Below are 14632 nucleotides of genomic sequence, written 5' to 3'. Positions count from 1 at the left end.
TTTTGGAGGGCCTTCCATTGGTGATTGGCCCGGTATTGCTATTGTCTGTGTGTGCTCTATGCACCCGCCCGTTATCGGGATTAGGTGCAATGTCTGTGTCAACTTCAGATATCCACGGGATACGAAACAGAAAGGTCCTCGGAAATTTCTTCCGTTGCTTCGTAACTGTCCGCGTTTTGTGCGCTTTGCGCTTTGATACTGGTTTTGGTTTTTTTCGGTTTGGGTGCGGCTGTGGTTTCTACCGCGGCTTTCGGCGCTGCCGTATTTTCTGATTCATCGCTCTGCTGCGTATTTTCGCTGGCGTCGTCGGCGGCCTCTTGTTGCGCGGCGCTCGGCAAGGGGTGCAAGGCGAGTGCGCAAGCGAAGGCTGCTGCCAGAATGAGAGCCGCTCGTTTATTGCTGGAGCTCGTCACAAACAGAGCCTGCGTAACGGGTGCAGAGCTGTTTTGCGATTTTTCTTGTGTCATATGCCCTCCGATTATTTGACCCAGCGGGCAACACGGAAACCGATGTCATTGCGTGGGTCCGCACCGTAGTCGCGGTAGGAGAGCCGTAGCTCAGTCAGACCCGCGTGCTTCCAGCTGGAGCCGCGTACTACGTGATAGTCCCCTTCCTGCGTACCAACGGGGTTTTCCTCTCGTTTGAGGGAGAGGCCGGTGCCGATGCTGTACATATCGTGAATCCACTCGGATACGTTGCCACCCATGTCAAACAGGCCCATGTGGTTGGGACCGTAGCTGGCGACGGGAGCCGTTGCGGGGTAGCGATCGTTATAGGTGCGCAGCACTGCGGGAACGATTTGGCCGGCACTGCTATCCGCGTAATTACCGGAGTTCTTGCCTACCGGGAGTGCGTCACCCCATGGGAACTTGCGCATGGCGCCGCGCTCGAAGCGCGATGCCCAGGCCCACTCTGCTTCGGTGGGTAAGCGGTAGCCGTCGGCGCTGGCATCAAAACCTGTAACGCGGCCGCCCTCGTTGCGGTATACCTCTTTGAGCCCATCGCGCGCACTGAGCCAGTTGCAGAACAGCGCAGCGTCGTTCCAGCTGATATTTACGACCGGTAGCCTGTCGTTATCCAGGCTGACACCGTTGGCGTGGCTGGAATTGTGCATGCGCTGGAAGCGCCGGTATTCGCGATTGGTGACTTCCGTTGTTCCAATGTAAAACGGACGGTTAAGTGCAACTTTGCGCAGCACTTCATTGGCGCGTCGCCCCTGCTCGCGGCGAGAGGAGCCCATGGTGAATTCCGCCTTCGGGCGCATAAGCAGCATCTTGCCGCCTGCCCCATGGGTGATCTCGGTGGGGACATTGCTCCAGCGGGCCTGTTCGCCGGTTAGCAAGACGGCGCGAACGGATTGTTTCAGTTTGTTGGAGGGAACAATGGTGGTCTGGTAATCCTCATAGCCAGCCTTGCGCACCAGGATACTGTGGCTGCGCGTAGGCAGGGTGAAGGTCTGACCTGCAACGCCAGCGAGCTTGCCATCGATGAACACCTGAGCATCAGCGGGGCTGCTGCTAATGGATACCTTGCCGAATACCGCCACCAGCTCGACATTCATGTCGCGCAGGTCGCCGGCGCGCACATCCACCGAACGCTCAACGGTGCTGTAGCCATCCATAAAGAAGCGCAATTTATGGCGGCTGTTGGATGCGAGATCCAAATCCAGCGGTGTCTGGCCCCGGTACTCACCATTGACGGTGACGCTGGCTCCGGTGGGCGTGCTCACAACTCGCAGGGTGCCATCGGCCGCAGACAGGTCGACAGTTTGCAGGGTCTGGTCGACACCGGCGGTTACCGGCACGGGAACCTGAACGGTTTTGTATTGCGATAGTGAAATGTCCACCATCCGGTCGCCTTGCACCAGCTCAGCGGTAAGCGGGGTAGTGCCGAGAATTTTTCCTTCTACGCTCACGGTGGCGCCGGCAGGATTACTGGTGATGTATACATTGGCCCAGGCAGGACGCAGATTCGCGGTGAGTGTCTGCGTGTTGTCCAGGCCCTCGATTTCGAGTTCTTTGCTAAATGGCAGGTAGCGCTCGGTGATAATGGTGATGCGTTTGCGACCCGCGGGGATAGCGGACGCAAGTCCTGCGTTGCTATCCACTTCCGCGCCGTTTACCAAAATGCGTACCGGCACATTGGGTTCGGTGACCACCTGCAGGTGCCCAGGCAAGCGCTCCAGATTGACCGCGTGGCGACTGTTGCGATCGCTGCGCACTTCCACCTCGCCACTTTGCGGCACATAACCTGTGGCACTCACGGTGTAGCTGTAATGGCCCGGTAACACCAGATGGCCATCTCCCAGGGGCAGTGCAATACCGCTTACGGTGACGTCGGCATCACTGGGTTGGGTTTCGAAAATAAGGGAGCGGGCGATCAGTAAGTACACCAGCATCAATGCGCCCGCGAAGAGGCAGCTGGCGACGATGATTGCTCTTGGGGACAGCAGGAGTTTCTTGCTGCCGGAAGCCACCGGAGCAGGGGTGAAGCCAATCGGCTGAATAACGGGTGCATCTTCGTTGGACGGCTCACTATCGCGAGCGGATACCGCTTCCTTGGCTGTCATTTATGATTCCCTGTTACTGCGTACTTATTGATTTTTCCGTCGCGGCTGTCGCATTTTTATCCGCATGCAGTTTCGGCGGAGACACCTCTGGGCAAGAGACACAAAGCCGCGCATTTCAGCTTAGTCTGCTCTCGTCTGTGCGGCCTGAATCGCAGGATGATTGGCGTAGCTTTACTTGTTTTGGCGATACTGAGACGACAATTTCGTCCACTGATGGCTTCGTCAAAATAACTAAAAATTACGCGTCCAGTGGGTCAGATTTTCTGAGGTGGTGATGCCAGCGAACAGCGTGTACAACGTGAAAAATCTTGTACTTTTTGATCTGTTCGCCGGGGCAGGGTTTCCCGATTCAGGAATTATTGGCGCTGTTAATTTTCTCTGCGCACTGAATGGTGACAACCGGTGAGTCGGACTTGGGGTCAACAACGAATTCCTGGCGCACATCGCGATAACCCTGGCGGGTGCCCACCGCGGTGTAGCGGCCCGGTTTCAACGCGATTTCCCGTTGCGAGAAGTTGCCGAGCTTGCCTACGTGGTAAATGGTGACCTGGGTGCTGGCGTCTGACTGTAACACCACGGTAATAGGAATCAGCGCTCGGGTCAGTGCGGTTTCCAGGGATTCAATCTGCCCGCTGATACGGGTGCCGCCTGCATTCAATCCGCGTGCATCGGCAAGGACCTTGCGCGCATACTGGTTGCGCTTCGCCTGACTCAGGCTCAACGGGTCGCCCAGCAATTCCTGCAGCTGATCGTCGAGTTCTGCCCGTGCGCTGGCCCGTGCTTTGCCGGTTATGGCTTCCACCAGACTAGCGTCAGACTCAATCAGTTTTGTGTATTTTGCTGTAGCTTTGTGCCACTGCTCCGCTTGTTCATTTTTTCTGGCGCTGGCAAAGAGGCGATCAATTTTGGCCTGGGCGATACCATTTGCTGCTTGTTGCAGGCCGGCGTCCGGATCTGTCGCCTGTGGCTTCAATTTCTTGGCTTTGGAAAAAAGCGTTTTGGCTTTCTCAAATTCATTGCGATCAATCGCAGCGTAACCTGCCGACATTGCTTCGCTGTAATCGCGCTCGAGAATAGCGGCCTTAACTTCCGGCAGCAGGGCTTTGGCGGGTGCCGTCTCGGCATCGAGTGCCAGCGCTTTTTCAAGTTCGGTTTTTGCGAGATCCAGCTTCAGTGTTTCAAACGCTTCCTTACCGCTGGTGAAGTGTGACCACACTTCGGGCAAGAGGTCTGCGCGGGCCTTGCCTTTTTCCCCGCGCGGGTGCCCTTCGGAAATGGTGAGTGCCAGATCAAATGCGGTGTGTGCGGCCTTGTCGTCGCCAATGTCCAGTGCGCTATTGCCCTCCGCCAGGTGTTGCTCGATACGCGCAGGAATACTGTCACGCAGTAGCTGCATCGCCGACAATGCCTGGCGATATTGCTGCAAGGCCTGCATGAATTTGCGCTGGCGGTAGATCCCATCTGCTTCCTCTGCAAGGGTGCGTGCGGCGAAGTAGTCCTCCGCCGCCCAGGTCTCCACCCGTCGCTCAAGCAGCTCTTCCTGTAACTGGAGAATTTCTTGCAGCACCTGCTGAACATCCCGCCGTTGCTGCATGATCTCCGCTTCGGTGAAGGGCGATTCTTCAATCTTGGGCTGGGCAGCTGTGGCGGCAGTGGGGGCCTGACTGGTCGCCGTAATTACCGGCGGCTCGGGTGTGTCGACCATCTGCGGCAGCAACCAGAATACAGCCACCAAACCGGTCAGCATGCCGCCGCCAACGAGCAGTGGAATCAATTTCCCGGTATTTTTTCGCAGGTTGCGTTGCGGGTTCGTTTTGTCCGTCGAGCCTGCACTACCTTGGGGGGCATTGCCGTCTTCCTCGCCACCGAAGGAAAACTCTGCGGGCTGGATGTAGGATGGATCTTCTGAATTGGAATCGCGGTGTTGCATGTGTATTCCGCTGTGCTCGCTGTTATTGTCTATTGATTGGCGGCGATGATGAACTCACTGCCGCACTCTGTACGGTTCCGCGTTGCGGGCGCCCGGCAGAGATGGGCACCCGCGGAAACACAGTCAAATGTCCTGCAGGCCACCGGTTTCTGCCTGATAGATTTCTCTGAGGAGTTCGCGCCATTGTTGATACTGGTTTTCCACCGAACCAGACAGGGTAACGGTGCGATCTTCCAGTTCTACGATTTGCGGCTCCACTTCTGCCTCCATGGAATCACCAAGCTCCTGGAGTGCTTCGATATGCATCTTGGCTTCGGAGCGTCGATCAAAGCCGCTCTTTACCAGATAGCCACCGCCGGCAACGGCGACGTTACCCGCCTGGCTTGCCGCGCCGCCGCCCGCGCCAGCAGCGGCAATACCACCAACGATTGCGGCCACACCCATGATGGTGTTGTTACGCGCTTTGCGCTTGAGTTCGCGCATTTGTTTCACTTCTTCAAAACTCATGGCGCGCCACTCCTGGTAGGGCGCCTTCATGGTTTTTACAAAGGTCCCGTAGTAACCCTGAAGCGTGTCCACAAACAGATAATCCCGTTCACGAATCTGGCGCACGCGTTGCAGCATGGGATCGTTGTCTGCTGGTAGCGAGGTCAGCTGGTACATGCCGTTCTGGTCCTGAACCAGATAACGCTGGAATGCGCTGGGTGAGAAACTCTGGGCAAATTTAATTTCCGAAATGGTGCGCAGCTCGGCGATGTACTGGTCCGAAAGACCCTGTCGGTACATCAGCATGTCGTTCGATACGCGGTTATATATGCCCTGGAATGCATCCCCTTCAGTGGGGTGCTTGCGGTCGTAGGCGTAATGGGAGGCGAGCTCGGTGTACTCCTTGGTAAACCACAGCTGTCCGCGAGAATCACGCACGGTCACTTCGACGGTAAGGGTCTCTCCGTCTGACTGCACAATGGTGCCGGATACGGTCACATCGATATTGGTGCGTTCGCTGGGAATTACCCGTACCGCGCCCCAGCCCTGACTGGATTGCAGCGCATCCGCAAGGGTCACCGCAATATAACGGGACTCCGCGCGGCGAAGTTCCGGAAACACCAGCTCGTCTTCTTCCGGTTCATCCTCGCGATCAAGCCCTGCGTCAAATTGAACGATACCCACGTCCAACAGGCGGTTTTCTGCAATCGCCTGATCTTCAACCGTCAGCGGTGTATAGGCGGTGGTACGTACTTCGGTGGTTGTGCAGCCGGTGATGGTCAAAAGACCGAACGCCAGGCTGCATACGGTGCTGCGTAAATACGAGAAAAACATGACGTTACTCTCTCCCTAGTTTCTCCGAACTCTTTCAAGTGTCCCTGATGAATGCTCGTTGTTATTTCTGTGATTTTTTGTATTTCCGATACTCTTCCCAGAGTCGTTCACGCAACTCCGGGTCTGTTTCGCGGGTGGCGGCTTCGCGAATCTGGCGCGCGACAACGTCGTCATCGTCTCCGGTCGGAATATCTTCTGGCACCACCGCAGGGCTGCCGCCGTGATCGAATTCACCCATGCGTCCTTTGGTAGGAAGACCTGGGCCGGTCGCCTGACCACTGGAATTACTTTGTTCGGGGCCAGAGCCGCCTTCACCCTGACCGCCGGGTGGGGGCGGTGCCGGTAACTCTGCTTCGGCGGACTGGATCAAGTCCTCGAGGGATTCACCGGCCGGAACCTCGTCCTCCATGGCCTCCTCTTCCTGCTCGGACGCCGGGCGGTTGCGCACGTAATCACGCTCGCGCAGGATCATGCCGTCGTAACTGGCCATGGTGGATTCGAACTGTCCTTCGAGCTCGGCGACGCGTTCGGCACTGCTCATTGGCGCTTCATTGGGCGCGCTGCTGCCACCGGCGGGGCCTCCCGCGCTGGCGGATGCACTGGACTGCTGTGCGCTGCTTTGTCCACCGCTCTGGCCACCCTGTGCCGAAGCCGGGGCCCCGCTGGCGGCGCTACTGGGAGAACTGCTGGAAGCACTGCTTGGTGCGCCGGAGGCACTGGCGCTGGCCTGTGAGCTACTGCTAGACGCACTGCTGCTTGATGAGCTGCTGGATGAACTGGACGAAGAACTTGAGGAACTGCTGCTGGACGAGCTGCTGGCCGTGTTTTGCTCTTCGGAAAAGTCGATCTCATCCGGCGGCTCTCCCTCGCTATTGGAAGAGGGGTCCGGTGGCATACGAGATTCTTCCGGGCGCTGGTCAGAATCGCTGTACACCGGCGAGGAGGGGCTGCGGCTGGCGGTTGGGTCTGCGTCGCTGCTGCTTTGCGCGCTGGAGCGACGCTTGGATTCCTCACCCTGATCAGAGGCGCTAGACGCTTGCTCACTGGAGCGATCCCCGGACTCAATACTGGGGAATGAAGTATTTGGCTGCGCCTGGCTGCTGGAGGTCGACACGCTCGGGCTGCGGCTGCTGCTCGGCGAACTCGGCGAAGGCATGCTGCTGGCCGTGGACGGGCTGGATTGCGAGCGGCTACTCGATGAGCTCGACGACTGCGATTGGGATTGCGACTGAGACTGTGAGGGGCTCGATGGGCTCGAACTGGATGGCTGTTGTGGCTGTGCCGGAGGCTGTTGCTGTGTTTGCTGATTTTTACAGCCACTGATCACCGCGGCGAGGACCAGTACCGAGGCGAGGGTTTTCCAATTGTGGCTGTGCATGCCACTGTTGGAGGCGTCGAAACGACGGGCGAGCGTCCTTAAAGTCATTGCTTTCTCCTGATGCGTTCACGGGCCGCAGCGATCGCGCTGCGACCCGCGTGTTCCTTGTCTGTTCGACAGTGTCGGCAACACTAGGTTTAAGGGCCGGGCTTGATTTCATGCCACTTTTTCCCTGCCTGTTTTGTGCGGCTTTCACTTACCTCGATACATCAGTCGAACACGGTTTGTTTCCTTACGTACCTTTGGCCCCTGTTTAATCCTGTTCCGATAAATTCGCCGACAGAGGACTTAGTCAAAAACGAATCGTTGAACGATGCCTTTCGTTTCCACCGGTTCACCATCTTCAAAACGGGGGCGGAATTTCGCGCGTTTCAGTACATTGCGTACCCGAGAGCGGATACTTACCTTGTCTTCCGGTTGCGCGCTGAGAATGCGGATGTTGCGCGCCTTGCCAAAAGCGGTGACATCGTAGGATACGGTCACATAGGCATTCGCCAGCGCCTCGCGATCTTCATCGAGCAGGGGCAGGCTGGGTAGTGCCGCCGGGCGCCCGAAGATCTCGTCAATTTCCTGATTGGTCGCACCGTTATCCCAGAGTGCGTGGTAGGCCTCGCCGTAGGTTTTGCGTGCCGAGTGCCACTTGTTGAACAGCATGTACCAGTCTCCCAGTTCCACCTTGGCCTTGGCGGAAGCCGCCGGTGGCGAGGCCGGGTTTTTCTGGTACACATCCATGATCTTGGTGATCGCAGTTTTTCCGGAGCTGAAACTATTCATGCGATAGTGATCCAGCTGCGCGCGGCGCTCATTCGACATGTTGCCACCGGCGAACCCGGTGTTGATTACGATGGCTTCCTGCGGCTCACCGGAATAGGTCGCCAGGTAGTAGTTCGATGCTTTCAAACCACGTAGGGCCTCGACCAGTCGCAAATCATTCGCGCCGAAATTGTTCGAAATAATATCCACTGCCAACGCATACAGATTCGTTGCATTGATCAGGTGCTCGAACATGGTTGCACCTTTTTCATCAATGTACGCTTGCAGGTGCCAGCTGCTCAGTTGATTGATGATGGGGAGCATCCGTGGATCTTTTTCCCCATAGTTTTTTGCGTGAAGCCAGAACAAATATTGGTGGTTGTCGTTAGCACCTTCCCATTCGTTCAGGGCGACCTGGCTTTCGATGATGCGTTCGATCATCGGAACCTGGTTGAGCGAGTAGAGCCCTTCGTTGACACGGTTAATCAGCATTGCGCGACGAAACTGTGAGATAGCTTCTTCATGCGCGCCGTGTCGTTGCAGGGCATGGCCCAATCCCATTAATTGTTCGTCAATGCCCGCGCCATAGGCACCGTGCTCGGCTTCCATGTCTTCTATGCGCTGGCGGTACTCGTCGATGGCCACTGAGCGGCGAAGTCGTCGCTTGGGTTTCTCCAGTGGTTTTGACGCTGCCTCTATATACGCCGTAGGTGGAGCCTTGGCATTGTCGAGAGCGGAGTTTTCTTCCGCCGCAACAGAGCCACACAGCAGAGCTGAGGCTGTAAACATCAAGCCGATAGCAATAGCGTTGCTGGTATCTGTCTGTGTCACGATTGAACCACTTCCATTACATGTTTGCCTGACTCGAAGAATTTTGTGCAACACAAAATTCGACAAGCTCGATATCCACGTGGCTACTTCCATCGTTGGCAGTCATGCAATTTTCTGCCGCCGACGACTCCGCGCGGAACTTCTCTCCCTGAAGTGTGGTTCGTGTTCTTTCCTGCCGGTTTCCCGGTGTGTTGTCGATATCGACGCTGGACTTTGGTTTCGCCGGAAAATCTTTTGCCAATTGTTGGCGGTGGTTTTCCTTGTGTATGGCGATTACCGTCCATGTGTTTTCAGTATAGCCAAGGATATTTCGTGCTTTGCCTCCTCGCGTAGGCAGGCGCGCCACTCGGCTTTGCCACACAGATCGACGCGTGTTGGACACGGCGCGAACTGGCATTCGTACGTCGGTGCCTAAATTCCGGATGTCGATTTTGGCGGTAATTATCGAGACAGGTTTTATCTCGCGCCGGCATCGGATGATTTACGCAACCGCATGTAAATTTTGACTCAAACAGTCTGGCAGCCTGCGACTGTGAGCGAAGGAGCATGGAACTATCTCAGTGCCAATAATTCGCCCGTGCGGTGGAGGCGGATGACAAAGCGTGTCGTTGCCTGCCTGAGGTGGTCTAGGGTGTCGTCAGGCCGATGCAGATGTCAGTACGGCTGGCGATTTCGTCTCTGGCGGAGTTTTTATCTATTTGGGTGTGGGTTATCCTAAAAAGTGTCTTTTTTTGTTCTTTTTGTTGCTTGATTTGGCTGCTTGTTGGTCTAGGGGTTTGGAAACTACCCCTGTTGCAGCCATAATTCGCAGGATTGACCGCACCAGAAACAGTGGGAGAGCTTTGTGAGCATAAAAATACAACCAGAAGCCATTGCCAGCCTGCGCGGGTATGAGGTCCCTGAACGATTGGGATTCGGTACCGTGATGGCGCCAGTTATGTTTCGCGCCCGGTATCAGGATGGCCGCTGGAGTGATGGTGAGCTGGTCCCCTACGGACCGCTGGCCCTGGACCCGGCCGCCAAGGTCCTGCACTACGCGCAAACCTGTTTCGAAGGTATGAAAGCCTATCGCTGTGGCAGTGAGATTGGCCTGTTCCGGCCGGAGCGCAACGCCGAGCGTATGGTCCATTCTGCGCGCCGCTTGTGCATGCCACCGGTGCCGGAAGATCTGTTTATGGATGCGGTGCGCACGGTAGTGTCCTACTGCGCAACACTCATCCCCGTGGGTACTGGCGAATCTCTTTATATTCGTCCCTTTTTGATCGGAACCCAGCCAGACCTCTCGGTGACTGCCAGCAAGGCGTACGAGTTTTATGTCATCGCCAGTCCTTCCGAGGCGTACCACGCCGGCAATATGCGCCTGTGGGTCGAGCGGGAAGACAGCCGCGCGGCGGTAGGTGGTACCGGCGACGCCAAGGTGGGCGGTAATTACGCGGCATCACTGTTGAGCATTGCGCGCCTCAAGGAGCGTGGCTACGACCAGTCCCTGTGGTTGAACCCGGGCAATCGTCGCACGGTAGACGAACTGTCGGGCATGAACTTCTTCGCGGTGATGGACGGCGCCCTGCATACGCCGGCACTCAATGGTTCCATCCTGGAAGGGGTGACCCGGGACTCGATGCTGACGCTGGCACGGGACCTGGGTATCGAAGTCCATGAGCGGGAAATCGATATTGACGACTTGCTCGCGCTGGTTGCCTCCGGCACCTGCAGCGAGGCATTCGCGTGCGGCACCGCCGCCATTGTGAGCCCCATCAGCGAACTTGGTGATAGCGAAAACCGTTACCGCCTGGCCAGCGCTCCCGGTCCGGTTGCCGCGGAATTACGCGCTGCACTGCTGGATATTCAGGAGGGACGTGTCGAGGATCGTTTCGGTTGGATGCAAATGGTGCAAATGGCCAGCTTGTGACGTCTTTGGGCTCTTTCGGGTAATTCGCTCGGCGTGTGCCTTTACGTTGCTGAGTGAACTGCCGCCGAAAGCCGGGGTTCGAGTGTTTCGGTAGCACTATTCAGGATGCGGTTGTTTCCATGGGGAACGACCGCATTTTTATTTGCGCGAAATACAGAGCGTCCGTTGACTTGCATGACGGAGGTGTTACAACAACAACGTGCCTGAGAGAAACAGGCGCTGCGAAATACGCCGGTACGAATGGCTGCGTGCTAACTGCCGGTGACAAAATAAGAAACTGGAACTTTTTGGGAAAAGCCTTTGGCGGTATCCCTCACTTTGACAAGTAGTATCCAGATCAAATTGAGACACAGGAGTCGAATTGCGTCTGTGACTCCCTGAAAGGCTCTCCCCTGCGGCCAAAAGCCGTGTGGTTCCTCGTGAGTGAGGAGAATGGGAATGCTGAATCATCTCTACGGCCTGATGGTACAACCGCGCAGGCAGTGGCAGGAAATTGCCGGTTTATCCGAAAAAGGGGTCAACCGCCAGATTCCTTACGTCATTATCCTGGCGCTGGTACCGGCGTTGTGCTGGTACTTCGGTACGACCGAAATTGGTTGGAACATTGGCGGCAGCGGAGAGGTCCGCACGCTCACCAACAATAGTGCGCTTTCCTTGGTGGCCGTGTTCTATGTCACCATGATTCTGGCGGTGGTTGCCGTCGGCTATTTTATTCACTGGATGGCGAAAACCTACGGTGCCAAGACGCATCCTATGAAAGGAATCGTGGTCGCCGGATTTACCGCTACACCTATCTTCATCGCCGGTGCAGCAGGTCTCTACCCGATCCTGTGGCTTGATATCCTGGTGGCAACTCTGGCCGTGGCATATGCCGTTTACCTGCTTTATGTGGGTATCCCCATCGTAATGAACGTTTCCGAGGAGCGCGGCTTTCTGTTCGCCAGTGCGGTGGTTACCGTGTGTCTGGTGATGGTCGTGGTGGTTATGGTCGGGACTGTGCTCTTCTGGAGCTTCGTGGCCGCCCCCGTATTCAGCTAACCTGTGCTGCTTACCCTGAAGCCCGGCCATGTGCCGGGCTCTCGGGATGATGGCATCCTCCGCCCAGGTTCCCAGCGAAAATATCTGGTATCGGCGCTTGGCCGCTCACTGGGCGAGATTGCCCAAATGCATACCTAGACCTGCCGGTCGCAAATCCTCTGGTTAAATTGAGACAAAGTTCCATGTCCTGAATTGCTCGTGGGCAATGGAGCAGATAGTATCCAGCCAAGGGTCGTTGACGTGCTTTGCACCCTTTAATTGGTACAGGCGTACCAATTAAGAATGGAGAGTAAGTTTTGGTCACGAATGGGGGAGAGGCTTTGCCTGTTACGTAGTGAGTAGATCACCGCAGGGCAAGCGTTTCGCACCGAACTTGCGTGGGCAACAGATCAATACGAATAAAAATGTTTGGAGAGAAAATGAAGACATCGGCTAAGTTTGGCGCGCTCCTGCTGGCAGCATTGGCCACCGCCTGTTCGCAAAAAGAAGAAACCAGCACCGCAAGCCCTGCCGCAGCAGCTAACGCGGCTGATTTCCAGAAGCAGTTGTTGAAGCAGCTGATCCAGGCGCAGCCTGGCGATGTAATCGAAATCCCGGAAGGGCGCTTTGCGCTGAACCGCAGCCTGTCCCTGAACGTCGACGGCGTTACCATCCGCGGCGCGGGCATGGACAAAACCATCCTCTCTTTTAAGGACCAGATTCAGGGCGCTGAAGGCCTGCTGGTCAATGCCAGCGACTTCACCATCGAAGGCCTCGCGATTGAAGACACCATCGGTGATGCGCTGAAGGTCAACGAAGGCAAGAACATCATCATCCGTGACATTCGTGTCGAGTGGACCAACGGACCGTCCACTGCAAACGGTGCTTACGGTATCTACCCGGTGCAGACGCAAAATACCCTGGTTGAAGGCACCGTGGCGATCGGCGCGTCCGACGCGGGTATCTATGTTGGCCAGAGCCGCAATGTGATTGTGCGCAACAACCGCGCGGAATTTAATGTTGCCGGTATTGAGATTGAAAACACCATTGGTGCCGATGTTTACGACAACGTAGCCACCAATAACACCGGCGGTATTCTGGTATTCAATATGCCGAACCTGCCGCAGCCGGGCCACAGCACCCGTGTGTACAACAACAAGATCTTCAAAAACAACTACGAAAACTTCGGCCACGAAGGTACCCCGGTTGCCGCAATCCCTGCTGGTTCCGGCGTGGTGATCAACTCCAACGACTTCGTAGAAATCTTCAATAACGAAATTTCCGATAACGACACTGCCAACGTCATCGTCAGCAGTTACTACGCGGCGGGCTACTACAGCGACAAGTCCACCCAGGAAGACTTCGACCCCTATCCGGAAGGTATCTACATCTACGACAACACCTTCGTTGGTGGTGGTGAATCCCCCGATGACATGCAGCTGAAAGCGCTGAAGCTTGCCAAGTTCGGTCTCGGCGGCAGCCTGCCTGACGTACTGTGGGACGGTGCCGTTGACAAGAAAAAAATGGTCGATGGCAAACTGCCGGAAAATCTGCAGTTGTGTATCGACAACGGCGACGCGGGCATCATTAATGTCGACCTGCAGGGTGGCTTCAAAAATATTACCACCGACATCAGTGCCCACAGCTGTAACTTGAAGAAGTTGCCCGAGGTTGTACTCGAGTTTGATAAAGAAAAGGAGCCCTCTCAGGAAGAGCAACACGCAGCGAATGAGGTAGCCGATGCGTAAGCTGTTTTCATCCAGGTTATTTGGGGGTGCTGTACTGGCCCTCATGCTTGCGGGGTGCGAGGCACCGCGTGAGCAGGTAACAGTACACGAACGTAACGCTGTTCCGGATAACCTGAGCGAGTGGCACTTGGTCGAGGCAATCGACGGTAAGCTGTCATTGAATGATCGGGTCGTGCCGTTTGACTTGAACACCGCTTTATTCACCGACTATGCGCACAAGCTGCGCACAGTATGGATGCCAGAGGGCACCTCTGCGGTATACGGCGAAGCGGAATTCGACTATCCGGTAGGTACCATCATCAGCAAAACCTTCTACTACCCTCGGGGCGAAGGCGGCGCGGTGATCCGTACCGACGATCACAGCAATGACTTTGCCGGCTCCGGTCTCGACCTGTCCAAGGTGAAGCTGGTTGAAACCCGCGTGCTGGTCAAGCGCGCGGACGGCTGGCAGGCACTGCCCTACGTATGGAACGAGGCGCAGACCGATGCCGTACTCGAGATTGCGGGCGACGCGACGCGTATGCAGCTGGTCAGTGAGGACGGCACTCAGGAAGCCTTCACCTATGTGGTGCCCGATGCAAACCAGTGTGCCGGTTGCCATGCGGACAACCACTCCAAAAAAGCGGTGCGCCCCATTGGCCCTCGCGCTCGTCACCTGAACAAGGATTACGAGTATCGCGAAAGCCCGCTTCAGGACGGTGCACAGAACCAGCTGGTGTACTGGCAGCAGATGGGCTTCCTCACCGGTTTGCCTGAGCTGGCGGCGGTGCCGCGCAACGTGAACTACAAAGAGGAAGCAGCCTCTTTGGAAGAGCGCGCGCGCTCATACCTGGATATCAACTGCGGCCACTGTCACAACCCCGCTGGCCCGGCGGATACCTCTGGTTTGATGCTCAATATTGCGGAGCACGATATGCGCCGTCTGGGTGTGTGTAAGCCGCCGGTAGCAGCGGGTACCGGTTCCGGTGATCGTCTGTTCGCGATTGTTCCGGGTAGCCCGGATGACTCCATCCTCAACTTCCGCGTTGAGTCCACCGACCCTGGTGCGATGATGCCGGAGCTGGGACGTAGCCTGGTCCACGAAGAAGGTACCGCGCTGCTGAAGGAGTGGATTGCGTCTATGCCGGGTAACTGCAGCTAATAGTCGAATTAGCTAAGCAGCGAATGAAAAAAGGCG

General features: G+C 56.5%; 12 protein-coding genes. 5 read left to right on the top strand and 7 right to left on the bottom strand.

Going from position 1 to position 14632, the window contains the following annotated elements:
• Positions 1 to 104: 104 nt before the first annotated feature.
• From KUV22_RS14495 to KUV22_RS14475, 5 genes are all read right to left on the bottom strand, one after another.
• Entirely contained in the window at positions 105 to 467 is a 363-nt protein-coding gene (locus KUV22_RS14495; RefSeq protein WP_222232268.1) for a hypothetical protein, read from the bottom strand.
• An 11-nt stretch (positions 468 to 478) separates the two neighbouring features.
• Complete coding sequence (locus KUV22_RS14490; protein ID WP_222232252.1) at positions 479 to 2569, bottom strand: SUMF1/EgtB/PvdO family nonheme iron enzyme; 2091 nt, start codon at positions 2567 to 2569, stop codon at positions 479 to 481.
• 349 nt (positions 2570 to 2918) lie between these two features.
• A complete protein-coding gene (locus tag KUV22_RS14485; RefSeq protein WP_222232250.1) occupies positions 2919 to 4499 on the bottom strand; it encodes a hypothetical protein in 1581 nt (526 codons plus the stop codon).
• 123 nt (positions 4500 to 4622) lie between these two features.
• Positions 4623 to 5819, bottom strand: a complete 1197-nt coding sequence (locus KUV22_RS14480) for a hypothetical protein (protein ID WP_222232248.1) — start codon at positions 5817 to 5819, stop codon at positions 4623 to 4625.
• Positions 5820 to 5880: 61 nt separating this feature from the next.
• Positions 5881 to 6360, bottom strand: a complete 480-nt coding sequence (locus tag KUV22_RS14475; RefSeq protein ID WP_222232247.1) for a hypothetical protein — start codon at positions 6358 to 6360, stop codon at positions 5881 to 5883.
• A 10-nt stretch (positions 6361 to 6370) separates the two neighbouring features.
• Between KUV22_RS14475 and KUV22_RS14470 the strand changes: the two genes are divergently transcribed.
• Positions 6371 to 6838, top strand: a complete 468-nt coding sequence (locus KUV22_RS14470; RefSeq protein ID WP_222232245.1) for a hypothetical protein — start codon at positions 6371 to 6373, stop codon at positions 6836 to 6838.
• Between the two features lie 647 nt (positions 6839 to 7485).
• Here the strand turns inward: KUV22_RS14470 and KUV22_RS14465 are convergent.
• Together KUV22_RS14465 and KUV22_RS14460 are read right to left on the bottom strand one after the other, a co-directional pair.
• Complete coding sequence (locus KUV22_RS14465; protein WP_222232243.1) at positions 7486 to 8781, bottom strand: hypothetical protein; 1296 nt, start codon at positions 8779 to 8781, stop codon at positions 7486 to 7488.
• Between the two features lie 16 nt (positions 8782 to 8797).
• Complete coding sequence (locus KUV22_RS14460) at positions 8798 to 9178, bottom strand: hypothetical protein (RefSeq protein WP_222232241.1); 381 nt, start codon at positions 9176 to 9178, stop codon at positions 8798 to 8800.
• Between the two features lie 447 nt (positions 9179 to 9625).
• Between KUV22_RS14460 and KUV22_RS14455 the strand changes: the two genes are divergently transcribed.
• The 4 genes from KUV22_RS14455 (at position 9626) to KUV22_RS14440 (ending at position 14596) form a co-directional block, all read left to right on the top strand.
• Positions 9626 to 10690, top strand: coding sequence for a branched-chain amino acid aminotransferase (locus KUV22_RS14455; RefSeq protein WP_222232239.1), 1065 nt, complete (start codon positions 9626 to 9628; stop codon positions 10688 to 10690).
• A 438-nt stretch (positions 10691 to 11128) separates the two neighbouring features.
• Complete coding sequence (locus KUV22_RS14450; protein WP_222232238.1) at positions 11129 to 11728, top strand: Yip1 family protein; 600 nt, start codon at positions 11129 to 11131, stop codon at positions 11726 to 11728.
• Between the two features lie 419 nt (positions 11729 to 12147).
• Positions 12148 to 13455, top strand: coding sequence for a parallel beta-helix domain-containing protein (locus KUV22_RS14445; protein ID WP_224919085.1), 1308 nt, complete (start codon positions 12148 to 12150; stop codon positions 13453 to 13455).
• Entirely contained in the window at positions 13448 to 14596 is a 1149-nt protein-coding gene (locus KUV22_RS14440; RefSeq protein ID WP_222232234.1) for an SO2930 family diheme c-type cytochrome, read from the top strand. The genes KUV22_RS14445 and KUV22_RS14440 overlap by 8 nt, the downstream gene beginning before the upstream one ends.
• Positions 14597 to 14632 lie beyond the last annotated feature (36 nt).

The sequence above is a fragment of the Microbulbifer agarilyticus genome (genome assembly GCF_019800665.1).
GTDB classification, from domain to species: domain Bacteria; phylum Pseudomonadota; class Gammaproteobacteria; order Pseudomonadales; family Cellvibrionaceae; genus Microbulbifer; species Microbulbifer agarilyticus_C.
Note: the sequence above shows the minus strand (reverse complement) of the source record. Positions and strands in the feature narration are given on the sequence as shown.